22 protein-coding genes are annotated in these 24,593 nt (G+C 61.7%); 9 read left to right on the forward strand and 13 right to left on the reverse strand.

The window, feature by feature from the left end:
* Nucleotides 1–19: 19 nt before the first annotated feature.
* The 3 genes from tal (at nt 20) to GGI60_RS19145 (ending at nt 2,307) form a co-directional block, all read left to right on the forward strand.
* The gene (gene tal / locus GGI60_RS19135; RefSeq protein WP_183917771.1) at nt 20–985 is read left to right on the forward strand and encodes a transaldolase; all 966 of its coding nucleotides are present in this window, start codon (nt 20–22) and stop codon (nt 983–985) included.
* Nucleotides 986–1,079: 94 nt separating this feature from the next.
* Nucleotides 1,080–1,748 carry a DUF1345 domain-containing protein gene (locus GGI60_RS19140; RefSeq protein WP_183918210.1) on the forward strand — a complete coding sequence of 223 codons (669 nt, stop codon included), beginning with the start codon at nt 1,080–1,082 and terminating at the stop codon, nt 1,746–1,748.
* Nucleotides 1,749–1,863: 115 nt separating this feature from the next.
* Nucleotides 1,864–2,307, forward strand: coding sequence for a DoxX family protein (locus tag GGI60_RS19145; protein WP_183917772.1), 444 nt, complete (start codon nt 1,864–1,866; stop codon nt 2,305–2,307).
* A gap of 98 nt (nt 2,308–2,405) precedes the next feature.
* Here GGI60_RS19145 and GGI60_RS19150 read toward each other — a convergent pair whose 3' ends face one another.
* From GGI60_RS19150 to GGI60_RS19180, 7 genes are all read right to left on the reverse strand, one after another.
* Nucleotides 2,406–2,579: a DUF1328 domain-containing protein gene (locus GGI60_RS19150; RefSeq protein ID WP_020922323.1), complete on the reverse strand. Its 174-nt coding sequence runs from the start codon at nt 2,577–2,579 to the stop codon at nt 2,406–2,408.
* A gap of 191 nt (nt 2,580–2,770) precedes the next feature.
* Complete coding sequence (locus GGI60_RS19155) at nt 2,771–4,198, reverse strand: gamma-aminobutyraldehyde dehydrogenase (RefSeq protein WP_183917774.1); 1,428 nt, start codon at nt 4,196–4,198, stop codon at nt 2,771–2,773.
* Nucleotides 4,199–4,211: 13 nt separating this feature from the next.
* Complete coding sequence (locus GGI60_RS19160) at nt 4,212–5,024, reverse strand: ABC transporter permease (protein ID WP_183917776.1); 813 nt, start codon at nt 5,022–5,024, stop codon at nt 4,212–4,214.
* On the reverse strand, nt 5,014–5,976 hold the full coding sequence (locus tag GGI60_RS19165; protein ID WP_183917778.1) for an ABC transporter permease: 963 nt from the start codon (nt 5,974–5,976) through the stop codon (nt 5,014–5,016). The genes GGI60_RS19160 and GGI60_RS19165 overlap by 11 nt, the downstream gene beginning before the upstream one ends.
* Nucleotides 5,973–6,959 carry an ABC transporter ATP-binding protein gene (locus GGI60_RS19170; protein WP_183917780.1) on the reverse strand — a complete coding sequence of 329 codons (987 nt, stop codon included), beginning with the start codon at nt 6,957–6,959 and terminating at the stop codon, nt 5,973–5,975. The genes GGI60_RS19165 and GGI60_RS19170 overlap by 4 nt, the downstream gene beginning before the upstream one ends.
* A gap of 215 nt (nt 6,960–7,174) precedes the next feature.
* Nucleotides 7,175–8,335, reverse strand: a complete 1,161-nt coding sequence (locus tag GGI60_RS19175; protein ID WP_183917782.1) for an ABC transporter substrate-binding protein — start codon at nt 8,333–8,335, stop codon at nt 7,175–7,177.
* A gap of 120 nt (nt 8,336–8,455) precedes the next feature.
* A complete protein-coding gene (locus tag GGI60_RS19180; RefSeq protein ID WP_038691418.1) occupies nt 8,456–9,364 on the reverse strand; it encodes a LysR family transcriptional regulator in 909 nt (302 codons plus the stop codon).
* A 178-nt stretch (nt 9,365–9,542) separates the two neighbouring features.
* Between GGI60_RS19180 and GGI60_RS19185 the strand changes: the two genes are divergently transcribed.
* Entirely contained in the window at nt 9,543–10,283 is a 741-nt protein-coding gene (locus GGI60_RS19185; RefSeq protein WP_183917784.1) for a hypothetical protein, read from the forward strand.
* 170 nt (nt 10,284–10,453) lie between these two features.
* Here the strand turns inward: GGI60_RS19185 and lysS are convergent, their stop codons facing one another.
* The 5 genes from lysS to GGI60_RS19210 all read right to left on the reverse strand — a co-directional run bounded on the left by lysS (nt 10,454) and on the right by GGI60_RS19210 (nt 16,267).
* Entirely contained in the window at nt 10,454–11,950 is a 1,497-nt protein-coding gene (lysS, locus tag GGI60_RS19190; RefSeq protein ID WP_183917786.1) for a lysine--tRNA ligase, read from the reverse strand.
* Between the two features lie 22 nt (nt 11,951–11,972).
* Entirely contained in the window at nt 11,973–13,427 is a 1,455-nt protein-coding gene (gltX, locus tag GGI60_RS19195) for a glutamate--tRNA ligase (RefSeq protein WP_183917788.1), read from the reverse strand.
* A gap of 244 nt (nt 13,428–13,671) precedes the next feature.
* Complete coding sequence (locus GGI60_RS19200) at nt 13,672–14,421, reverse strand: TerC family protein (RefSeq protein ID WP_246720440.1); 750 nt, start codon at nt 14,419–14,421, stop codon at nt 13,672–13,674.
* A gap of 218 nt (nt 14,422–14,639) precedes the next feature.
* A complete protein-coding gene (locus GGI60_RS19205; protein ID WP_183917792.1) occupies nt 14,640–15,479 on the reverse strand; it encodes a GyrI-like domain-containing protein in 840 nt (279 codons plus the stop codon).
* Between the two features lie 107 nt (nt 15,480–15,586).
* The gene (locus GGI60_RS19210) at nt 15,587–16,267 is read right to left on the reverse strand and encodes a TetR/AcrR family transcriptional regulator (RefSeq protein ID WP_183917795.1); all 681 of its coding nucleotides are present in this window, start codon (nt 16,265–16,267) and stop codon (nt 15,587–15,589) included.
* A 151-nt stretch (nt 16,268–16,418) separates the two neighbouring features.
* Between GGI60_RS19210 and GGI60_RS19215 the strand changes: the two genes are divergently transcribed.
* From GGI60_RS19215 to xylA, 5 genes are all read left to right on the forward strand, one after another.
* The gene (locus tag GGI60_RS19215) at nt 16,419–17,633 is read left to right on the forward strand and encodes an HlyD family secretion protein (RefSeq protein ID WP_183917797.1); all 1,215 of its coding nucleotides are present in this window, start codon (nt 16,419–16,421) and stop codon (nt 17,631–17,633) included.
* 24 nt (nt 17,634–17,657) lie between these two features.
* Nucleotides 17,658–19,256, forward strand: a complete 1,599-nt coding sequence (locus GGI60_RS19220; RefSeq protein WP_183917799.1) for a DHA2 family efflux MFS transporter permease subunit — start codon at nt 17,658–17,660, stop codon at nt 19,254–19,256.
* 207 nt (nt 19,257–19,463) lie between these two features.
* Entirely contained in the window at nt 19,464–20,489 is a 1,026-nt protein-coding gene (locus tag GGI60_RS19225) for a LacI family DNA-binding transcriptional regulator (RefSeq protein ID WP_183917801.1), read from the forward strand.
* A gap of 18 nt (nt 20,490–20,507) precedes the next feature.
* Complete coding sequence (gene xylB / locus GGI60_RS19230; RefSeq protein ID WP_183917803.1) at nt 20,508–21,962, forward strand: xylulokinase; 1,455 nt, start codon at nt 20,508–20,510, stop codon at nt 21,960–21,962.
* Nucleotides 21,963–22,140: 178 nt separating this feature from the next.
* Nucleotides 22,141–23,451 carry a xylose isomerase gene (xylA, locus tag GGI60_RS19235; RefSeq protein ID WP_183917804.1) on the forward strand — a complete coding sequence of 437 codons (1,311 nt, stop codon included), beginning with the start codon at nt 22,141–22,143 and terminating at the stop codon, nt 23,449–23,451.
* A gap of 63 nt (nt 23,452–23,514) precedes the next feature.
* Here the strand turns inward: xylA and GGI60_RS19240 are convergent, their stop codons facing one another.
* Nucleotides 23,515–24,546: a LacI family DNA-binding transcriptional regulator gene (locus tag GGI60_RS19240; RefSeq protein WP_183917807.1), complete on the reverse strand. Its 1,032-nt coding sequence runs from the start codon at nt 24,544–24,546 to the stop codon at nt 23,515–23,517.
* Nucleotides 24,547–24,593 lie beyond the last annotated feature (47 nt).

Genomic DNA, 24,593 nt, shown 5'->3' on the forward strand with positions numbered 1-24,593 from the left:
TCAACAAGGATTATTGACGATGACATCCAAGCTTGACCAACTCCGCCAGATTACCACCGTCGTCGCCGACACCGGCGACATCGAGGCGGTTGCGCGCCTGAAGCCGGTCGATTGCACGACGAATCCGAGCATCGTGCTGAAGGCGCTCGGTACACCGATGTTTGCTGATGCCATCAAGGAAGCCGTCGCCTGGGGCAAGACGCAAGGCGGCAATTCCGAAGCCGTCTCCTCCGCCGTCGCCGATCGCCTCGCGATCTCGGTCGGCGCTGCGCTGGTGAAGCTCGTCCCCGGCCGCGTCTCGACCGAGGTCGATGCCGACCTTTCCTTCGACACCGAGGCTTCACTCGCCAAGGCGCGGTCGATCATTGCAGCTTATAAGGACCGCGGCATCGAACGGGACCGCATTCTTATCAAGCTCGCGTCCACCTGGGAGGGCATCCGAGCCGCCGAAGTGCTGCAGAAGGAGGGCATCGACTGCAACCTGACGCTTCTCTTCAGCAAGGCCCAGGCGATCGCCTGCGCCGATGCCAAGGTGTTCCTGATCTCGCCTTTCGTCGGCCGCATTCTCGACTGGTACAAGAAATCGACCGGCAAGGATTACACCGCCGAGGAAGATCCGGGCGTCATCTCCGTGCGTGATATCTACAACTATTACAAGGCGAACGACATCAAGACGATCGTGATGGGCGCCTCCTTCCGCAATGCCGGCGAAATCGAAGCCCTTGCCGGCTGCGACCGGCTGACCATCAGCCCGGCCCTGCTTGACGAACTTTCTAAGGACGAAGGCAAGCTGGAGCGCAAGCTCTCGCCCGAGAGCCGCAAGCCCGACGCCAAGGTCTCGGTCGACGAGAAGACCTTCCGCTGGATGATGAACGAAGACGCGATGGCGACGGAAAAGCTCGCCGAAGGCATCCGTGCCTTCGGCAAGGACCTGACGACGCTGCGCACTATGGTGCAGAAGGAACTGCAGCTCGCTGCCGCCTGATCGAGGTGCGCAAACAAATTGGAGGCGCGGAGGCCGGCTGGCCTCCGCGCCTTTTTCGTGCTGATATCAACGGCCTATGCGGCCGGAGGCGACGATAGTGCAAGAGAAGCGGGCAAGTTCTTTGGCGACATTCTTCCGAAGACATGCAAGCTTCATCATCGCTTTCGTGGCCGGGCTGGCGGTCTTTATGCTGGTGACATCGCGCGAGGTCAGCGCCCGCAACATCCTGTTCGGATGGAATGCGAGCGCCGGCGTGTTCATCGTGCTCAGCTGGCGCAAGATGCTACGGGCGACGGTCGAAAGCATCCGCGAACGCGCCGCAGATCTCGATTTTTCCGATACGGTCCTTTTGGTCCTTTCGATCGGCGCGGCGGTTGCCAGCATCGCCGGCATCGGCCTCGAGCTTCATTCGATCAAGGAGGCTACACCCGACGTCGCGCTCACGCGGGCAGGCGGCGCCGTGCTGACGATCCTGATCTCCTGGGTTTTTCTGCACACACTCTTCACCATTCACTACGCCCACTATTTCTACGGTGGTGCCGACGAAGAGGGCGGCTTGAAGTTTCCCGACGGGATCGAAGAGCCCAGCTATTGGGACTTCCTCTATTTCTCCTTCACCATCGGTGTTGCGGCGCAGACGGCGGATGTCGCAGTCGGGTCGACCGGCATGCGTAAGCTGACGCTGTTGCATGCCGTGCTGTCTTTCCTGTTCAATACGACGATCCTGGCACTGGCGATCAATGTCGGCGCAAGCCTGCTATAATGCGGTTGCCACAGCGGCGGCGAGGATCGGAGAACCGGTTGGCCCAAGACAGCATGGACGAGGAAGCTGAAGAACGAGCGGCTGGCCGATCGCCGCTCTTCGACCGGAGGTTAAGATGGAAAGCGCCTCAAGCCGGCTGCGGCCGGCCGATCTCATTGTTCTCCTGGGCAGGCTCCTGCTGTCGCTGATCTTCCTGCACGAGGGCTTGTCGCTTGCGGCCGATCTCGCCGCGACCGTGGACGCTTTCGAAAAGCTCGGTCTTTCGGCGCCGATCGCCTTTGCTACCATCGTCCTTCAGATCGGCGCCGGCCTTTGCGTTGCGACCGGGTTCCTCAGCCGGCTCGGCGCCTTGGCGCTGGCGCTCTTTTGTCTGGCAACCGCCGTTCTCTTCCACACCAACTTTGCAAGCCAGAACGAGCTCCTGCATTTCGAGAAGGATTTGGCGATTGCCGGCGGCATGTTCGTCCTGGTGGCTCCGGGCGCGGGATCGATATCGATCAGCCATCTGCTGAAAAAACGGACGGACCATATGCACCCCTGGCTAAGGGCGATATTATAGCAGGCGCGATCCTGGCCGCAGCCATCGAAAGTCCGGATAGAGAGCGAGAGACGTGGCTTCAGGCCGGCGGCTTGCAAAATGCTGCCGGCCGCGGCCGCTTACAGGACCGCCTGTCCAGCCATCAGTGCAAGGACGAGGAAGATCAGGAAGATCACCAGGGCGATGCCGAAGAGCACGCGGGCGATAGTCGCCGTGGCTGCGGAAACACCGGAAAATCCGAAGAAGCCGGCGACGATCGAAATCACGAAAAATATCAGAGCCCATTTCAGCATGGCGTCATCCTTTGCTTTTGCCTGAGAAGACGCCGCAGCCGGGAAATTGTTCCACATCGTCGACTGGCGATCAGCCGGAGAATGCTGGCGGAGGTCTAGATGTTGCCGGACAAAATGCTTGCGCGGCGGTCGGCGCTTTCCGACGCCTACAGCTGGACTGCCCGAGCCTCCCCAGATTCTGCCTTACGCCGTTAGCCGTGATTGATCATCACGTGGCGAACGGCGGTGTAGTCTTCCAGAGCATAGGTCGACAGGTCCTTGCCGTAGCCCGACTGTTTGAGGCCGCCGTGCGGCATCTCGTTGACCAGCATGAAATGGGTATTGATCCAGGTGCAGCCATATTGCAGCCGGGCGGCGGTCTTCATGCCGCGGCCGATATCCCTGGTCCAGACTGAGGAGGCGAGGCCGTAGTCGCTGTCGTTCGCCCAAGCGATGGCGTCGTCGGCGTCGGAGAAGCGGGTGACCGAGACGACCGGCCCGAATACCTCACGGCGGACGATCTCGTCGTCCTGAAGCGCGCCGGCAATGACTGTTGGCGTAAAGAAGAAGCCCTTGTCGCCGGAGACCTTGCCGCCGGTGGTAATCTCCATGTGCTTGTGTTCGGAGGCGCGGGCAACGAAGCTTTCGACGCGGTCGCGCTGGCGCCGGGAGATCAGCGGGCCGATTTCGTTTTCGGTATCGTCGGCGTGGTTGAAGCGGATGCTCGCGACGGCCGAGGAGAGATCGGCGACGAAATTGTCGTAAACCCTGGCATCGGCATAAATGCGGCAGGCGGCGGTGCAGTCCTGGCCGGCATTGTAATAGCCGAAGGTGCGGATGCCTGACACGACGGCATCGATGTCGGCATCATCGAAGACGATGACCGGCGCCTTGCCGCCGAGTTCCAGATGGGTGCGCTTGACCGTCTTGGCGGCGGCCTGCAGCACCTTTTTGCCGGTGGCGATATCGCCTGTTATCGAGATCATGCCGATCTTGGGGTGATTGATCAGCGCGTTGCCGACGCTTTCGCCGCGGCCGAGAATGACGTTGACGACGCCTTCGGGTAGGATTTCGGATAGTAGCTTCGCCATCTTCAGTGCCGTCAGCGGCGTTTGCTCCGAAGGCTTGAAGACGACGGTATTGCCGCCGGCGATCGCCGGCGCCAGTTTCCAGGCCATCATCATCAGCGGGTAGTTCCACGGCGCGATCGAGCCAACGATTCCGATCGGATCACGGCGGATCATCGAGGTGTGGCCGGGCAGGTATTCGCCGGCGGCCGGAGCGTGCAAGTTGCGCACGGCGCCGGCGAAGAAACGATAACAGTCGACGATCGCCGGGATCTCGTCGTTCAGCACTGATTTGATCGGCTTGCCGCAATTCAACGCCTCCAGCGCAGCGAAGGCTGCGGCATCCTTCTCGATGGCGTCGGCAATTTTCAGGAGATAACCGGAGCGCTCGCCCGGTGTCGTCTGCGACCAGCCGGCGAAGGCTTTTTCGGCGGCATTTACGGCGTCGTCGATCTGCGACAGCGAGGCTTCGGCAAGGTCGATCACCGTCTCGCCGGTCTTCGGGTTCAGGATGTGTTCTTCCGTCTCCGTGCCTTTTTCGAAGCGCGAACCGATCAGCATCTGGGTATCCATGATGTTCTCCCTGTTATTTGCCGCCGCCGGCGATCTGGTCGCCGTCGCGGGTGAGGTAATAGGCTGCCAGGATCGGCAGGAAGGTGACGAGCACCACCACCATGGCAACCACATTGGTGACCGGGCGCTGGCGCGGGCGGATGAGTTCTTCGAGCATCCAGATCGGCAAGGTCGATTGCTGGCCACCGGTGAAGGTGGTGACGATGACCTCGTCAAAGGAAAGCGCGAAAGCCAGCATGCCGCCGGCCAGAAGGGCGGTGCCGATATTCGGCAGGATGACGTGGCGGAAGGTCTGGAAGCCGTCGGCGCCGAGATCCATCGAGGCCTCGATCAGCGAACCGGAGGTGCGGCGGAAGCGGGCGACGGCATTGTTGTAAACGACGACGACGCAGAAGGTGGCGTGGCCGAGTACGATGGTCCAGACCGAAAACGGGATGTCGAACAGGCTGAAGGCGGAGCGCAGCGCAATGCCGGTGATGATGCCGGGAAGTGCGATCGGCAGGATGACCAGCAGCGAGATCGCCTCGCGGCCGAAGAACTTCGTCTGGCTGACGGCCGCCGCGCATAGTGTGCCGAGGACGAGCGCGATCGCGGTGGCAATGACGGCGACCTGGACGGAAAGACCGAGCGCCGACCAGACATCCGGCCGGTTCCAGGCGATGGCAAACCATTGCAGCGTCAGGCCGGGCGGCGGCCATTGATAGCTCTTTTCCTCCGTCGTGAAGGCATAGACGAAGATTAGCAGGATCGGCAGGTGCAGGAAGAGCAGTCCGCCGGCGGCGGCAATCTTCAAGGGCAGCGGCGATGTCTTGAGGTCAGAGCGCATCGAAGGCTCCCAGCTTTTTGGCGAGCGACAGGTAAAGCGCCATGATGACGATCGGCACGACGGAGAAGGCGGCGGCGAGCGGCACGTTGCCGGCCGTTCCCTGCTGGGCATAGACGGCCTGGCCGATGAACAGCCTGGACGAGCCGATGATCTGCGGGATGATGTAATCGCCCAATGTCAGCGAGAAGGTGAAGATCGAACCGGCGACGATGCCGGGCAGCGCCAGCGGCAGAAGCACCGTGCGGAAGGTCTGGCGCGGCGTGGCACCGAGATCGGCCGAGGCCTCGATCAGATTGCCGGGCACACGCTCGAGGGCCGCCTGCGTCGGCAGGATCATGTAGGGAAGCCAGATATAGACGAAGACGATGAAGGTTCCGAGATAGCTCACCGAGAGCGAATTGCCGCCGACGACGGGCAGATTGAGGATACCGTCGAGCAGCCAGGAAAGGTGCAACTCCTCGAAGAGCCAGGTCAGGATGCCTTCCTTGGCGAGGATCAGCTTCCAGGCGTAGACCTTGACGAGATAGCTCGACCAGAGCGGCAGCATGACGCCGAGATAGAAGAGCACCTTCCATTTGCCTTGCGCATAGCGTGCCGCGTAATAGGCGATCGGAAAGGCGATCAGCGCGGAAGCGAGGGTGACGAGCGCGGACATCGCGACAGTGCGGATGATGATGTCGAAATTCGTCGGGCTCAGAAGCTGGGCATAGGTCGCAAGGGTGAATTCGTAATTCACCAGACCGGAGAAATCGTCGATCGAAAAGAAGCTCTGCAGCAGCAGGGCGATCAGCGATCCGATATAGATGATGCCGAGCCAGAGCAGCGGCGGCGTCAGCATCAGGAAGAGCAACAGCTTCGGGTGCCGCCAGAAGACATCCGACATCCGGCCGAACAGCCCGCTGCGTCCCGGCAGGATCGATGTCTTGGCGCTGGAGAGGGTGAGCGCCGTCATGCCGCATCGTCCATATAGTGGATATCGGCCGGCTGCCAGGCCAGGCGGATACCGGCGCCGACGTCGGGCACGGGCGCGCCGGCCGGCAGCATCACATGCAGCCGGCTGCCGCGGAGATCGACGCCGAGACGGGTGGCGGCGCCGAGAAAGCTCGCATGTTCGACCGTGGCCTCGATGCCGTCGCCTGCCAGGTGGATCGCCTCTGGCCGCAGGCTCGCCCAGCGTTTCTGGCCGCCGAGCGCGGCCATCAGATCCGGCGCGATCACATTCGAGGAGCCGACGAAATCGGCGACGAAGCGGGTCCTCGGGCGGCGGTAAATATCCTGCGGCGTGCCTTGCTGGACGATGTTGCCGTCGTTGAAGACGGCGACGCGATCGGCCATGGACAGTGCTTCGCCCTGATCATGCGTGACGAAGACGAAGGTGATGCCGAGCGCGCGCTGCAGGCTCTTCAATTCCTCCTGCATCTGCTCGCGCAGCTTCAGATCGAGCGCGCCGAGCGGCTCGTCGAGCAGCAGCACCTTCGGCTTGTTGACGAGAGCGCGGGCGAGCGCCACGCGCTGCCGCTGACCGCCGGACAGTTGTCCGGGGCGGCGGGCGCCGTAGCCCGGCAGCTTGACGAGCTCCAGGGCATCATTCGCCGCCTTCAGCCGTTCCGCCTTGCCGACGCCCTTGACCATCAGCCCATAGGCGACGTTGTCGAGGATGTTCAGATGCGGGAAGAGCGCGTAGTCCTGGAACACGGTGTTGACGTTGCGGCGATAGGGCGGCACGCCATCGGCTGTCTCGCCGAAGATCTGGATATGGCCGGCACTCGGCTGCTCGAAACCGGCGATCAATCTCAGGCACGTCGTCTTGCCGGAGCCGGACGGACCGAGCATTGCGAAGAATTCACCGGGCGCGATCTCAAGATCGACGCCGTCGATGGCGCGAACCTGGCCGAAATGGCGCGATACCTGCTGGAAACGGACGGCTGACGTCATTGGAGCGCTCCGGGTCTTGCAATGCTTAGAGAGGGCTTCGGTCTTGGCTGATGAAGACCCGCCCCAAACCCCTCCCCACAAGGGGAAGGGCTTAATCTGCCGCACCCTCGCGAAGAATCGGCATCCAAAGAGGAGTAAGGCGGTGCCTCATAGCCCCTCCCCCTTGTGGGGAGGGGTTGGGGCGGGGTCTTCAACCACACAAGCCGACTTGGCTGTTACCGCCCGCCGATCACGCCGATATAGTCCGACACCCAGCGATGGTACGGCACGCATTCGCTTTGCGTCGCGCATTTGGCGACCGGGGTCTTCCAGAACTTGATCTTGTCGAAGTGATCGAAGCCGTTGGTGGCGCAGCCGGCATCGCCCATCAGTTCGTTGCCCTTGCAGGCGGCGGGAACGGAGGGGACGGCGCCGAACCAGGCGGCGGCGTCGCCCTGGACCTTGGCCTGCAGTGAATGTTCCATCCACATATAGGCGCAGTTCGGGTGTTCGCTGTCGGCGTGGAGCATTGTCGTGTCAGCCCAACCGGTGACGCCTTCCTCCGGGAAGGTGGAGGCGATCTTCTGCTTGTCGGCCTGCAGCAGGTTGACCTGGAAGGGCCAGGAGCCGGAGGCGACGACGCCTTCGTTCTTGAAGTCGTCGATCTGGATCATAGCATCGTGCCAGTAGCGCGAGACCAACTTGCGCTGGCCGCGCAGCAGATCGAGGGCGGCCTTGTACTGATCCTCGGTCAGTTCGTAAGGGTCCTTGATGCCGAGGTCCGGCTTGTGGGCCATCAGATACATGGCCGCGTCGGCAATATAGATCGCGCCGTCATAAGCCTGGACGCGGCCCTTGTTCGATTTGCCATCGGGCAGCGTCTGTTCCTCGAAGACGACGTTCCAGCTGGTCGGCGCCTTGTCCTTAAAGGCATCGGTATTGTACATCAGCACGTTCGGGCCCCAGAGATAGGGCACGCCGTAATGCACGTCGCCGACCGTATACCAGGCGCCGTTCTGCAGGCGCTGGTCGACATTCTTGAAGCTCGGGATCAGATCGGTGTTGATCGGCTGGACACGTTTGCCGGCGATGAGGCGGAGCGACGCGTCGCCCGATGCAGTGACGAGATCGAAGCCACCCTCGTTCATCAGCGACACCATTTCATCCGAGGTGGCGGCGGTCTTGACGGAGACCTTGCAGCCGGTCTTCTTTTCGAAATCGGTGACCCAGTCGTAATTCTTGTCGGTTTCGCCGCGCTCGATATAGCCGGCCCAGGCGACGATGCTGACGGCGCCTTCGCCCTTGCCGAGCGCCTTCAACGGTTCGGCGGCGGTCACCTGTGTCGCGAAGCTCAGGCAGGCGAGTCCTGCCGTGCAGGATTTCAAGAGATTCGTCATCATCCGTCTCCCGGTTTGGTGCCACTTTTCGTGGCCGTTCGTTCCCGGTTATGAAGGTGAGCCGAAAAAGTCGCTTTCGCAAATTCATTTATCAGAAAGGCGATATCGGAAATTCCGATATCAACGCATGCGGCCGGAGCGCATGCTTTCGGCGATCCCGACGAAATCGCGCGCCGCCTGCGGCAGGCTGGAGCCCTTGCGCCAGACCATGCCGACCTGCACGACCGGCAGAGAGCCGGAGACGTCGCGGCTCTCGATGCGGTCGCCTTCGAGCGACCACGGGCGGTAGACGAGGTCGGGAAGCAGCGCCACGCCGGCGCCGGTTGCGACTAGGCTGCGCACCGCTTCCACGGAGCGGGTGCGGAAGGCGACATGCGGGCGGGCGCCGAGCGCCGACAGCAGCTTGCCGGTATTCTCCTCGATTTCATCGACCGTCAGCATGATCAGCGGCTCGCGGGCGATATCGGCGACCGAGATGATGTCGGCGGAGACCAGCGGATGGCCCATCGGCAGCCACAGGCGATAGGGCGAGGTCTCGAGGATTTCCGCCTGGAGCGCCATGCGGTCGCGCAGGTTGGATATCACCATGACGGCGACATCGAGTTCGCCGCCGACCAGGAGGTGTTCGAGATAGCCGCCATTGTCCTCGATCGCACTGACCTCGACTCCCGGACAGGCGCGCCGGTATCGCGCCAGCAAGTCTGACAGCACGTAGCCGGCGACCAGCGAGGTGACGCCGATGTTCAACGTGCCGGAAAGGGCGCTCTGCCGGCCGGAGAAACTGGTGCGCGCATCGGAGACGGAGGCGAGGATCTTGGTCGCGTGACGGAGGAACTGGTGTCCATTGTGAGTGATCGTCAGGCCGCGCGGATGGCGTTCGAAGAGCTCGACGCCGAGGTCGGTTTCGAGCTCCTTCAGCGCCTCCGTCACAGAGGATTGCGAGATCGAAAGGTTCTGCGCGGCGCGTGTTACCGAACCTTGTTCGGCGACGGCGACAAAATATTGGATCTGGCGAAGCGTGAAGGCCATCAGCGTTTAGAGCATGGCGGAATGTGCCGTGGCAAGCGGTTGAAAAAGGCGGACCTTTTTTGGTCTTTATTCAAAATGGAGCAGGCTTGGCATGCTCACTTAAACTTTCGGAAACGTCATTTCTCTAGCATCTCAGCACCTGTCCTGCGTTGGAGTTTGAGATGGCGGAGCAGTTGGCGTGAAGGCCTTACTGCGCATATTCCGGCCTTCCCGGAAATCGGCAATCATCATCGGCGGCGTCGCGCTTCTGGCGGGCGTTTCCGGTGGTGCAGCGCTTTATGTCGGCAAGGACAGGCTGATCGGTGTCTCGGGCGGCGGCTACGGACTCGAATGCTCCGACGTCAACCTGGTGACGATCAAGAAGCAGGATCACGTCTGGGTGCGCAAATACATCAAGACCGAACCGACCGACGGCATGACGCGGGTCAGGACCGCGCTGCGTGTCGCCCAAGCCGTCTATGCCGCACAGAAACCGGATCTGGTGCAGGTGGTGGTGCTCGACGAGAACGGCCCGACGCTGCGCGCCGATATTCGCGGCCGGGCGATCGGCGCCGACGTCGTCTACATCCCGCATCCCGACAAGACGGTTCCCGGTCTCGACGACAAGCCCTATACGGCGCGCTACTATGACGGCAAGGCCAGCGAGAACGGGCTGTTCTTCGGCGAGCGCATCGACATGCCGGCCGACGAGATCGCCATGATCAGCGCCTCGTTCAAGGATCCTGAGGATTGTGTCGACCCGGTCGCCGTCGCCTCCACCAAGAACGAGGAAAAGGGCAAGAAGGATGCCGGCGGCGGACATGGCGCGGCATCCGATGCCGAAAGCGAAGCCGTGCCCGCCGGCGAGAGCGGCAGCCCCAACGTGGTGGCTGAGGCGCCGGCCGAAGAGCCGCCGGCGGAAGCTCCAAAGACACACTGACCTCGGCATGAAAAAAGTGGAGCGCCGTCTACAGCGCCTGTGCGTCTTATCGGATGCGCAAAGGACGCTGTAGCACTTTTGGATGGCTGCATAATTCTCTCCTTAAATCGATTCCGATTTAAGGAATTATGCAGTGGCACCCCGCTTTCGTTTTCCGACGTCTCTTCCTGTCAGTCGGCTTTGCTGCGGCGGGCCGGGAAGAGGATGATGTCGCGGATAGATGGCGCATTGGTCAGAAGCATGATCAGACGGTCGACGCCGATGCCGAGGCCGCCGGCGGGCGGCATGCCCTGGTCGATCGCGTCGAGGAATTCCTCGTCCAGCTGCTTTTCCTTTTCGCCGCGGGCATGCGCCTGTTCGAGCTGTTCGACCATGCGGCGGCGCTGCTCTTCGGGATCGTTGAGCTCGGAGAAGGCGTTGCCGAGTTCCCAGGCGTTGCAATAGGTTTCGAAGCGCTCGACGAGGCGCGGCTCGCCCGGCACTTCCTTGGCGAAGGGCGAGATGTCCTTCGGGAAGTGCGTGACGTGGGACGGTTGAATCAGCGTGGATTCGACCTTTTCCTCGAAGATGAAGGCGAGGCACTCGCCCCAGGTCCAATCCTTCTCGACTGCAAAGCCGGCAGCCTTGGCCGCGGCGCGCGCTTCCTCATCGGTCTTGATGGCGAGGAAATCGATGCCGGTTGCTTCCTTGACGGCGTCGGGCATCGGTACGCGCTTGAATGGTCCCTTGAAGGACAGCCGCTTGTCGCCGAAATCGAATTCCGTCGTGCCGTGAATGGAGAGGGCCAAGGTCTCGAACAGACGCTCGACGAGGTCCATCATGTCCTCGTAATCCGCATAGGCCCAGTAGCACTCCATCATGGTGAATTCCGGATTGTGCCGGGTGGAGACGCCTTCGTTGCGGAAGTTGCGGTTGATTTCAAAGACCTTGTCGGTGAGGCCGGAGACCAGGGTGCGCTTCAAGAACAGTTCCGGCGCAATGCGCAGGTACATGTCGAGCTTCAGCGTGTTGTGATGCGTCTTGAACGGCTCGGCGGTGGCGCCGCCATAGATCGACTGCAGCATCGGCGTCTCGACTTCCATGAAGCCGTCATTTTCCATGAAGCGGCGGATGCCGGAGACGATCTTCGAGCGCTGCTGGAAGCGCAGCTTCGAATCCTCGTTGGTCATAATATCGAGATGGCGCTTGCGGTAGCGCAGTTCGATGTCGGAGAGGCCGTGCCACTTCTCCGGCATCGGCAGCAGCGACTTGGTCAACATCTCGATCTTCTGGGCGTTGATCGTCAGTTCGCCGCGCTTGGTGCGGCGCACGATGCCGGTGACGCCTATGATGTCTCCAATGTCGATCATCGGCAGCAGGGCGCGGGCTTCCTCGCTTGTTACGTCCTTATGCGAAAAGATCTGGATCTTGCCGGAGGCGTCATGGATATCCATGAACATGCCCGAGTTGCGCGAGGAATAGACCCGGCCAGCGACGGTGACGATGTCCTGCGTCTCGACATCGGGGTCCAGCGCTTCATATTTGGCGCCGAGTTCGGCATTGGTCATCGTCCGGTGAAAATGCGCCGGATAGACGTCACCGATCTGCTCGCGCAGCAGCTTCAGCTTCTGAGCCCGCACCTCAGTCGCGTCGGAAGAAAGAGTGTTTTCGGTCTTGTTGTCAGCCACTGTCGAAATCCTCTGACTGTTTTTACTTCGAGCCGACGAGAGCGGCGACCGCCTGCGCGGCGAGCTTAAGGCGCTGGCGCACGACTGAGCGGCCGAGGATCGCCATGGAATCGAAGAGCGGCAGCGAGCGCGACGAGCCGGAGACGGCGACGAAGAGCGGGGAGACCACGACCTTCAGCTTCTTGCCCATGCGGTCGGCGATGGCGCGCAGCTCCGCCTCGATGGTCTCGACATTCCATTCCACTATCTTTTCGAGATCCGGCTGAACGGTGTTGAGGATCTCGAGAATCTCTTCCGGCGGCGATTTGATCTTGGCGAAGTCGGACGGCTGCAGGCCGAGATCGGACTTCAGCAGGAAACCGGCCAGATCGGGCAGCTCGCCGAGCTTGGAAATGCGTGTCTGCGACAGGCGCAGACCTTCCTTAAGGCGGTCGTTTTCCATTGCCCAGGTCAGCACGCGCGCCTGAAACTCCTCTTCGGAGAGCTTTTCACGGATCCAGCGGCCGTTCAGCCAATCGAGCTTCTGGATATCGAAGATCGCGCCGGCCTTGGAAAGGTTATCGGGATCGAATTTCTCGGAGAGCTCAGCCATCGTCAACAGTTCCTCGCCTTCGGCGATCTGGATGAAGAACAGGCCGAGGAAGTTCATCAGCGCTTCGGGGATATAGCCGAGCGCGGAATAATAGGAGATCGAGGTCGGGTTCTTGCGCTTCGACAGTTTCGACTTGTCGGCATTGCGCATTAGCGACAAATGCATGAAGACCGGCTGGTCCCAGCCGAAATAGCGATAAAGCAGGATGTGCTTGGGCACCGAAGCCAGCCATTCCTCGCCGCGGGCCACATGCGTGATCTGCATCAGATGGTCGTCGATGACGTTGGCCATGTGATAGGTCGGCATGCCGTCGGCCTTGATCAGGACCTGCATGTCGACGGAATCCCAGGGGATCGACACGTCGCCGTAAACGCCGTCGGTGAAGTCGCACGAGCCTTCGGTCGGGATTTTCATGCGGATGACAGTGGTTTCGCCAGCTGCCATGCGTGAGGTGACTTCCTCAGCCTTCAGCGTCAAGCAGAGACCGTCATATTTCGGTGGCTTGCCGGCAGCGCGCTGCGCCTCGCGCATCTGCTCCAGCCGCTCGGGTGTGCAGAAACAGCGGAAGGCATGGCCCTTGTCCAGGAGCTCCTGCGCGTAGGGCTGGTACAGCGGCTTGCGGTCGGACTGGCGATAAGGGCCATAGGGGCCGCCGATATCGGGGCCTTCCTTCCATTCCAGCCCGCACCATTTCAGCGCGTCCAGCACCTTCGTCTCGAATTCCGGGGTCGAGCGGGTCGCATCGGTGTCCTCGATGCGCAGGATGAACGCGCCGCCGTGCTTCTTGGCGAAAAGGTAATTGAAGAGAGCGATGTATGCGGTGCCGACATGCGGCTCGCCGGTCGGCGAGGGAGCGATGCGGACGCGGACGCCGGAAGCTGTCATAGTATGTGCCCGTCAATGAATGCCGGACGGCTTTCACGGGAAAGCGACGTTCGGCCGGAAGGATGCAGATATCTTCGGCAAACCGGCCGGAAAAAGGGCATGCGCCCGCACTATCCGCCGATCGTCCGTTCGGCTGGCCTTAGGCCATATTCAATCCGGCGCGTCAAGAAAAACCGCGCCTGCAAGGGGCCTGACGACGCTGGGAGGGGGCGCGCCGGTTACGACGCGCCCCCTTGCTTCGGTCTCAGTGAGCGCCCTCGCGTTTGCGCTTGCGGGCATTGCGCGCGAACATGTTCAGCACCTCGACCAGCGCCGAGAAGGCCATGGCGGCGTAGACGTAGCCCTTCGGCACGTGGAAGCCCATGCCTTCGGCGATCAGCGTCGTGCCGATCATCAGCAGGAAGGCGAGCGCCAGCATGACGATCGTCGGGTTCCGCTCGATGAAGTTGGCAAGCGGGGTGGCGGCGACCAGCATGACGGTGACGGCGGCGATGACGGCGATCACCATGATCGGCAGATGCGGCGTCATCCCGACGGCGGTGATGATGCTGTCGACGGAGAAGACGAGGTCGAGCAGCAGGATCTGGCCGATCGCCGATGCAAAGCCGGTTGTTGCCGACGTCGCGATGAAATCCTCTTGATGGTCGATCGGATCGACGCTGTGGTGAATTTCCTTGGTGGCTTTCCACACGAGGAACAGGCCGCCCGCGATCAGGATGAGATCCTTCCAGGAGAAGCCGTGTCCGAAGGCTTCGAACAGCGGTTCGGTCAGTTGGACGATCCAGGCGACGGTGCCGAGCAGAGCAAGACGCATGATCAGCGCAAGGCCGATGCCGATCTTGCGGGCCTTTTCCCGGTGTTCGGGCGGCAGTTTGTTGGTCAGAATGGAAATGAAGATCAGGTTGTCGATCCCGAGAACGACTTCCATCACCACCAGCGTGATGAGCGCCACCCAGGCGGCCGGATCCTGAATGAGCGTCATGATGTCCTGCATCAGCATATACCCCTTTGCGTCACATGAATGAATGACGCGCGCAATGTAATGTCGGCGGCCTGCCGCGCAAGCGCCGCAAGGGGGTATACGAAACCGATGTGAATTTTATTCCTCAGAACAGGATGATTTAAGGCCGGGTGGGCCTTAAATTCGAATCCTGTCCTAAATTGAAGAGTTAGACCATGATATCGTCCGAAAACCGCTCACGATTTTCGACATCATGCTCTGATTGGCAACCAGATTTCGGTGACGCCCATGCCGGTATAGGGGTCGAAGCGCTCGTCATAGCGTTCGAACATATCGGGTGTGGCGCCGTGCTCGAAGCCGGAAGTCGGCCACCATGTGCCGAAAATCCGGTTCATCGTCGCAGGAATGCCGGAGACATGGCCGCGATGGGTGAAGACCACGTAACGCTGGCCTGGAAGCTTGAGCGTGGTAAAATCCGCCGGTAGATCGCTGACGTCGGAGACTTCGGCCGCGGCCATATAACGGAATTTCTCCGCTTCGCCGTCGATATGGGTGCAGACGCCGTAGGCGACATTACCCTTCTGGCCTGATATGTGGCCGAAATGGGCATTGAACTTCTGCCAGAGAGACGGGATGGCGGCATTGCCGCCGTAGGGATAGGTCTCCTGCAAGCCGGCAAGGAGCATCGGCTGCAGCGTTTCGAAGCGGGGCGGTTCAAGGTCGTTGAGGTGAGTGGGGTCCATTCTGATCGGCTCCAGCAAGACAAGGTTACGGGCGTGCCCCTGTCTGCGCACTGCATCCGGCGTCATGCCGAACTGGTCGCGAAAGGCACGGGTGAAAGCTTCGTGGGATCCGTAGCCCGCGCAAAGCGCAACTTCGAGGATGGTGGATGAGCCGCTGACCAACGCGGGTACGGCGCGGCTGAGGCGCCGCCCCCTGATATAGCCGCTGATCGAGTGGCCGGTGACCAGCCCGAAGACGCGCGACAGATGGTAGCGCGACAATCCGGCTGCTTCCGATATCTCTTCCAGCGATATGTCGCTTTCGAAATGGCTCTCTATGAACCAGATCGCCCGTGCGATGGCGCTCATTTTCACTCCCCGCGGTTGCGGCTTCTTCCTTAGAGAAAAGTCGAAAGCGGGGTTTGATCGTTCTTGCGGAGTTTTGGCCGATGCAAGCGAGCAGTCAAGAAAGCGTATCAGGCGGTGTGGTGCCGGCGCGCGCCATAGGCCGCCATGAAGACCTTGATCGCACCGCGGATGACGCGGTCGATTTCTTCGCGGCTCGGCGGCTCCTCCATGCTGCCGAACAGACGCAGCTTGAAGAAACTGCCGCTGGCAAGATCGAGAAACTGACCGGCGGCCAGATCGATGTCGTCGATGACAAGCGTACCTTCCGCGACGTGCCGTTCCAGGAAGTCGCGCATGATAGTGCGCAGATTGACCGGCCCCTTGAAGAAGCGCTGACAGAGCACCGGCATGCGGTCGCGGACGCCAAGCACGGTGCGCATCGCAGTGATGACCTTTTCATCGGTCATATGGGTGACGAAGTTGATCCCGAATTCGTACAGGCCGGCTTCGGGATCGTCATGTTCGGCAAGCGCGGTGCGCACGGCCGCCACGAAAGCGGCGCGCTCGGCTTCGATCATCGCCGAAAATAGTTCTTCCTTGTTGGTGAAATAGACGTAGAGCGTTCCCTTGGAGACGCCGGCCTCACGCGTCACGTCGTTCATGCTGGCAGCGTCGAAACCCATCTTCATGAAGACACGTTTGGCACCGGCGAGGATCTGCTGGCGCTTTGTCGGATCTTCGCCCGCAGCAAATCGGCCTCCGCTAACGGGAGGGCTGAAGACGGCAGCGTTGTCGGGTTTCAGCGTCATTTCTCCTTAACCGTGTTCACGGTTTCGTATTTTCCTTAAAGAAATCGAACCGATTGGTTCTATACACCTTGATATGACGGTAAAACAGGTTTATGTCAACTGAACCGAACCGTTCAGTTCGATTATTTACTCCAAGATCGGTAGTGCCCCCATGTCGAGCAACCAGAAAAGCAACGTCGCGCGTATCGTCAGCGAAAAGGCCGAAGCCGAAGAGGTCAAGACCGAGGTCGCGGCTGTTGTGGAGGCTCCGACGGCGGAAGCCCTGGAAAAGCCGTCCGCCCCCGCGCAGTCGGCGCCGGCTCCGGTAGCAGCACCCGCGGCTGCGAAGAAGCGCCGCAGTCCGGTGCTGCCGATCGTCGTGCTCGCTCTTCTGGCGGGCGGCGGCTGGTATGGTTATGAATGGTGGACGAACGGCCGCTTCATGGTGTCGACCGACGACGCCTATATCGAGGGCGATATCGCAACGATTTCGCCGAAGGTCACGGGCTACGTCGCGAAGGTGAATGTGGTCGCCAACCAGGAAGTCAAAGCGGGCGACGTGCTTGCCACGCTTGATAACGGCGATTATCAGAACGCCCTCGATCAGGCGCAGGCCCAGATCGCCACCGAACAGCTTTCACTGCAGCGTATCGACGCGCAGATCGAAGGCGCCAATGCAAGCCTTGCGCAGGCGCGGGCGCAAAAGGTGGCACTCGAAGCGGCCGTTCGTGGTGCCGAAATCACCCAGAAACGCCAGAGCGAGCTCCAGGCGAAGTCGGTTGGCACCGCTGCCGATCTCGACAACGCCAATATCGCGCTCGACCAGGCCAAAGCCAATCTTGCCGGCGGCGACGCCAACATCGCCGCCGCGCAGGCCAATATCACCATTCTTCAGGCGCAGCGCAAGGAAGCCGAAGGCTCGGTCCGGGCGCTGGAAATCTCGCGCGACAAGGCCGCCCGCGACCTCTCCTTCACCGTGCTCAAGGCGCCTTACGACGGCATTGTCGGCAATCGCTCGGTCCAGGAAGGCGATCTCGTCTCGCCCGGCCAGCGGCTGATGGCGCTCGTTCCGGTGCATGAGCTCTATATCGACGCCAACTTCAAGGAAACGCAGATCCAGCATCTCGTTGCCGGCTCGAAGGTCAACGTCCATGTCGACGCCTATGACGACCATCCGATCGTCGGCACCGTCGAATCGATCTCGCCGGCGTCCGGCTCGGTTTTCTCGCTGCTGCCGCCGGAAAATGCGACGGGCAACTTCACCAAGGTGATCCAGCGCGTGCCGGTGCGCATCGCGCTGCCGCAGGAGGCGCTCGACAGCGGGCGTCTGCGCGCGGGCCTCAGCGTCGTCGTCGACGTCGACACCCGTACGGCGCCGAGCAAGTAGCCTCAATAAGGCGGAGGTGGTCCGATGGCCGGAAGCGCGACAGCAACGACGGGCACGATTCCGGCGTTACCTGACCATGCCGCGGATCGCATGGATCCGAGGAAGCTCATTGCCTTCTTCGCGATGGTGCTCGGCATGTTCATGTCGATCCTCGACATCCAGATCGTCTCGGCCTCGCTTGCGGAAATCCAGGCCGGCCTTTCGGCGGGCTCTGACGAGATCGGCTGGGTGCAGACGGCCTATCTGATCGCCGAAGTGATCATGATCCCGCTTTCGGGCACGCTGGCACGCATCATCTCGACGCGTTATCTCTTCGCGATTTCGGCGGCCGGTTTCACCATGGCGAGCGCGCTTGCGGCGACGGCGACGAATATCGACCAGATGATCGTCTACCGCGCCATCCAGGGCTTCATCGGTGGCGGCATGATCCCGTCGGTGTTTGCGGCCGCCTTCACCATCTTCCCGCCGTCGAAGCGCAGCATCGTCTCGCCGATCATCGGACTGATCGCGACGCTGGCACCGACCATCGGCCCGACCGTCGGCGGCTATCTCAGCCACGCCTTCTCCTGGCACTGGCTATTCCTGGTCAATATCGTTCCCGGCATCATCGTCACGCTGGTCACCTGGAACTTCATCGATTTCGACAAGCCGGAGCTGTCGCTCTTCAAAAAGTTCGACTGGTGGGGATTGATCTCGATGGGCATCTTCCTCGGCACGCTGGAATATGTGCTCGAAGAGGGCAATTCGAACGATTGGTTCAACGACAGTTCGATCGCGATTGCCGCCGTCGCCTCGGGTGCCGCGGCTATCGTCTTCTTCTACCGCGCCTTCTCGGTGGAGTTTCCCGTCGTCGATCTCAAGGCCTTTGCGAACAGGAATTTCTCCTTCGGCTCGGTCTTCTCCTTCGTCATGGGCATTGGCCTCTATGGCCTCACCTACATCTACCCGGTCTATCTCGGCCGCATCCGGGGCTATGATTCACTGATGATCGGCGAGACAATGTTCGTCTCGGGGCTTGCGATGTTCTTCACGGCGCCGATCGCCGGCCGGCTGTCGACCAAGATGGACCTGCGCCTGATGATGGTGATCGGCTTCATCAGCTTCGCTGCCGGCACCTACATCATGGTTCATCTGACGGCTGATTGGGATTTCTACGAGCTCTTCATCCCGCAGGTTCTGCGTGGCTTCGGGCTGATGATGTGCATGGTGCCGATCAACAACATCGCCCTCGGCACAATGCCGCCCTCTCGCATCCGCGGTGCGTCAGGCCTGTTCAACCTGACCAGGAACCTCGGCGGCGCGGTCGGCCTTGCCGTCATCAATACCGTGCTGACCAACCGGCAGGACGTGCACTATGAGCGGCTGCGGGAGAATATGGACTGGGGCAATCCGGCGGCGATCGACCAGATGAACAACATGGCCGCCAATTTCAACAGCTACGGCATGGATGGCGCCTCGGTTGCGATCAAGCAGATGGTCGGGCTTGCCACCAAACAGGCGGTCATCCTGTCCTTCAGCGATGTCTTCCTGATCCTGACCGCGCTTTTCGTCGCGATGATCCTTGGAGTCGCGATGATCCAGAAACCCGCGCCGCAAGGCGGGGGAGGCGGTGGCGGCCACTGACCTCCGGCCTGCCGCCCCATGAAAAGGTCCTCTCCGGAGGGCCTTTTTGTTTCCAGTTTTCCGGCCTCTATGCGATCAGCCAATAATCGTCCTGCTGAGCGGCTCCCGGCCGGCGGCGACGCGGGAAACGTGATGGGCGAATCACCCGCTCGATTTTTTGATTTACGTACATCAAAATTGGCGTTAATGGTCTCGTCAGGAGGAATGATGAGGCCAACAGTTCACGATATCGCTGCCGCTGCCGGGGTGAGTCTTGCGACCGTCGACCGGGTTCTCAACCGGCGTCCGGGCGTGCGCCACGTCACGCGGGAAAAGGTCGAGACTGCGATCCGCGAGCTCGGTTATATCAGAGACGTGGCTGCGGCCAATCTCGCCAAGGGCCGCACCTATCCGCTGGTGTTCATCCTGCCGGCCAGCGACAATTCCTTCATGCACGGGCTTAATGGGGAAATACGGCAAGCGATCCTGCGTTCAGCTGCCGAGCGCACCGATATTTGCACCATCGAGGTGCCGGCCTTCGATCCGGCGGCTCTCGTTGCTGTGCTCGAAGAGCTCTCTCAAGGAAAACCTTGCGGGGTTGCCATGGTCGCCACTGATGCACCTGAGGTGCGCGCCACTGTCGACAGGCTGGTGCATGCGGGCTTTCCCATCGTCACGCTGGTGTCCGACCTCACGGGCTCCCTGCGCCACCATTATGCCGGCGTCGACAATATCGCGGCCGGCCGCACGGCCGCCCGTCTGCTCGGCCGCTTTCTCGGGCCGCGAAAGGGCGAGATCGCCGTGCTCGCCGGGTCCATGCTGGTGCGTGACCATCGCGAGCGGCTGGAGGGCTTCACCGCGGTCATGGCCGAGGAGTTTCCCGATCTGGCAATCCTGCCGGTACTCGAAGGCCGTGACGATCCGGAGATCGCCCATATGCTCGTCGCCGACGCGCTTGCCAGGAATGCCGGCATTGTCGGCGTCTACAGCCTCGGCGCCGGCAATCGCGGCCTCATCCGGGCGCTGAAGGAAAAGGCCGTCGACCGGACGCTGACCGTCATCGCCCATGAACTGACCACCCACACGCGGGCGGCGCTTATCGACAATACGATCGATGCGATTCTCAATCAGGACGCCGGCCATGAAGTGCGTAGCGCCATCCGCGTCTTGAAAGCCAAAGCGGACGGGCTGCCAATGATCGACGCTCAGGAGCGCATCCGTCTCGATATATTCCTGAAAGACAATCTGCCGTAACGGCAAAGGAGCAACCCCATGTATCTCGGTCTCGATCTCGGAACCTCCGGCGTCAAGGCGATGCTGATCGACGGCGATCAGACGATCGTCGGCTCGGCCAACGGTTCGCTCGACGTTTCGCGCCCGCATTCGGGCTGGTCGGAACAGGATCCGGCCCACTGGGTGCGCGCCGCGCAAGAGGCTGTCGCCGGCCTCAAGGCAAAACATCCGAAAGAACTCGCGGCGGTCAGGGGTATCGGCCTGTCCGGACAGATGCACGGCGCCACGCTGATCGACGCCGCCGACAAGGTGCTGCGCCCCTGCATTCTCTGGAACGACACGCGCAGTCATGTCGAGGCCGCGGCCCTGGATGCCGATCCGCGCTTTCGCGCGCTCACCGGCAATATCGTTTTCCCCGGCTTCACGGCGCCGAAGCTCGCGTGGGTCAGGAAGCATGAGCCGGACATTTTCGCGAAGATCGCTAAGGTGCTGCTGCCGAAGGACTATCTACGTCTGTGGCTGACTGGCGAGTATATTTCCGAAATGTCGGATTCGGCCGGCACCTCCTGGCTCGACACCGGCAAGCGCGCCTGGTCGTCCGATCTGCTCGCCGCCACTCAACTTTCCGAGGAGCAGATGCCGAGGCTTGTCGAAGGCACGGCACCGGCCGGCAGACTACGCTCCGAACTCGCGGCACAGTGGGGCATATCGGGCAATGTCGTCGTTGCCGGCGGCGCGGGCGACAATGCCGCATCGGCCTGCGGCATGGGGACCGTCAGCGATGGCGCCGCCTTCGTCTCGCTCGGCACCTCCGGCGTGCTTTTTGCCGCCAACGGCTCCTATCTGCCGAAGCCGGAAAGCGCCGTGCATGCCTTCTGCCACGCGCTGCCGAATACCTGGCACCAGATGGGTGTCATCCTGTCGGCGACCGATGCGCTCAACTGGCATTCCGACGTGACCGGCAAGTCGGCCGCCGATCTCACCGGCGAACTCGGCGAGACGCTGAAGGCGCCGACCGGCGTCACCTTCCTGCCCTATCTCTCCGGTGAGCGTACGCCGCACAATGATGCCGTCATCCGCGGCGCCTTCATCGGGCTGGAACATGAAAGCAGCCGCGCCGTGCTCACTCAGGCCGTGCTCGAAGGTGTCGCCTTCGCCATCCGCGACAATCTCGAAGCGCTGCGGTCGGCCGGCACCGGCATCTCCCGTGTCACGGCGATCGGCGGCGGTTCGCGCTCGCGCTACTGGCTGGCGTCGATCGCCACTGCCCTCGGCGTTCCGGTCGACCTGCCCGCCGACGGCGATTTCGGCGCGGCCTTCGGCGCTGCTCGCCTCGGTCTGATCGCGGCAACGGGTGCCGATCCGATTTCCGTCTGCACGCCGCCGGTGACATCAGGCACGATCGAACCGGTGTCGGCGCTGAGCAGCGCTTACGAGGATGCCTATACGCGTTACCGGGCAATTTATCCGGCGATCAAATCGCTGGCGCATTGAAACTGGAGCCAGCGGCCCCCTCATTCGTCTGCCGGCACCTTCTCCCCGCTGGGGAGAAGAGATTCGCGGCGGCGCCTCTTTCCCTTCTCCCCTGGGGGAGAAGGTGGCCCGAAGGGTCGGATGAGAGGCCAGACGGCACAAACGACAAGACTGAACTACGAACCCAAGGAGACCTGACATGAGCACCGGATTTTTCGGCGATATCCAGAAAATCAAATATGAAGGCCCCGACAGCACCAATCCGCTGGCCTTCCGTCATTACCAGCCGGACGAGATCGTTCTCGGCAAGCGCATGGAAGACCATCTGCGTTTTGCGGTGGCCTATTGGCACACCTTCACCTGGCCGGGCGGCGATCCCTTCGGCGGCCAGACCTTCCTGCGCCCGTGGTTCGAAGACACGATGAAGGCTGCCAAGCTCAAGGCCGACGTCGCTTTCGAATTCTTCTCACTGCTCGGCGCACCCTATTATTGCTTCCACGACGCCGACGTGCGCCCCGAGGGCAAGAACTTCGCCGAGAACACCAAAAACCTCAACGAGATCGTCGATTATTTCGCCGAGAAGCAGGCTGCGACCGGCACCAAGCTGCTGTGGGGCACGGCCAACCTCTTCTCCAACCGCCGCTACATGTCGGGTGCTGCGACCAACCCGGATCCCGATGTTTTTGCTTTCGCCGCCGCGACGGTGAAGACCTGCATCGACGCCACGCAGAAGCTCGGCGGCGAGAACTATGTGCTCTGGGGCGGCCGCGAAGGCTACGAGACGCTGCTTAACACCGACCTCAAGCGCGAACTCGACCAGCTCGGCCGCTTCCTCAACCTCGTCGTCGAATACAAGCACAAGATCGGCTTCAAGGGCACGATCCTGATCGAGCCGAAGCCGCAGGAGCCGACCAAGCACCAGTATGACTACGACGTCGCGACCGTCTACGGCTTCCTCAAGAAGCATGGGCTGGAAAACGAGGTGAAGGTCAATATCGAGCAGGGCCATGCGATCCTTGCCGGCCATTCCTTCGAGCACGAGCTGGCGCTCGCCAATGCGCTCGGCATCTTCGGCTCGATCGATATGAACCGCAACGACTATCAGTCCGGCTGGGACACCGACCAGTTCCCGAACAATGTTCCGGAAATGGCGCTTGCCTATTACCACGTTCTGGCAGGCGGCGGCTTCAAGACCGGCGGTACCAACTTCGACTCCAAGCTGCGCCGCCAGTCGCTCGATCCGGCGGATCTGCTCATCGGCCATATCGGCGGTATGGATTGCTGCGCTCGCGGCCTGAAGGCCGCCGCCAAGATGATCGAGGACAAGGCGCTGTCGCAGCCGCTTGCTGATCGTTATGCCGGCTGGGAAACCGCCGAGGCGCAGAAACTGTTCCGCGGCGAATACTCGCTGGATGAGATCACCAACTGGGTCGAGGCCAAGAACGTCAACCCGCAGCCGAGATCCGGTCAGCAGGAACTGCTCGAGAACGTCGTCAACCGTTACGTCTGATAAGGTGCGCCGGCGGCCAGCGGTCGCCGGCGCAGCTCGTTGTAGCCGGCTATTATAACGTCTTCAGCGCTTCAACCATTGGCGCGACGGTGCGGAGACCGAGTTTCGAACCACCAGATCCGGCCGCAGCAGGATTTCCGTCTCGGCCGGCCGACCATCGGATAAGAGTTCCAACAGCAGCGCCATCGCCTGTTTGCCGATCGCCGTTCGCGGCTGACGGATCGTCGTCAGCGACGGGGAGATGAAGACGGCCTGCGGCACGTCATCAAATCCGGTCACCGAGAAATCCCGTGGAATGTCGTAACCTCGCGCACCGAGCCCGATCATGACGCCGATTGCCGTCTGGTCGTTCACGCACATGAAGGCGGTCGGGAGCGTGTCGCGCATGAAGAGCTGTTCGACCGCATGCCGGCCGCTTTCGATCGTGCCGTCGCCTTCGAGCACGATCCTGAGATCCGGCGGGACGCCGGCGGCGTCGAGGCCGGCATCGTAACCCATGCGGCGCCTGACATAGGCAAGCCGGGTGCGCGAATCGCCGATGAAGGCGATCTTGCGATGGCCTTCGGCCAGCAGCAGATCCACCGCCTTTCGCGCGCCTTCGGTATCGTCGACACCGACATAGGGAATGCCGCCGTTGAAGACCGGTTCGAAAACGCCGACGCTCGGCGGCAACCGGGCTGTCATCGTCTGATGGCCGAAGGGCAGGATGCCGGTGAAGAGGATCAGCCCGGCGGCCTGGTTGGAGTTGAAGAATTTCAGATATTCCAGGCCACGCTGGGCGTCGTTCTGGGTGTGGCCGATCAGGATGCCGTAGCCGTGGGCGCGCGCCTCGTTCTCCAGTCCAACGAGAATGTTGGAGAAATTGGGATCGCCGATGTCCGGCGCCACGACCAGGATCATGTTGGAGCGACCGAGCCTCAGGCTGCGCGCCATGGCATTGGTGGTGTAGCCGGTGACGGCGATCGCCTGATTGACTTTAAGCCGCGTCGAGTTGGCGACCTTCTCCGGGGTGTGGATCGCCCGCGAAACCGTCGCGATGGAGACCTCGGCAATCCGGGCGACGTCTTCGATTGTTGCGGGCGTGGAATTCGACACTGCGCTCTGCCTTGGGGCTGTTCGCCGCGACACTACACAGACTCGCC

It is taken from the genome of Rhizobium lentis, from assembly GCF_014200175.1.
Lineage (GTDB): Bacteria > Pseudomonadota > Alphaproteobacteria > Rhizobiales > Rhizobiaceae > Rhizobium > Rhizobium mulingense.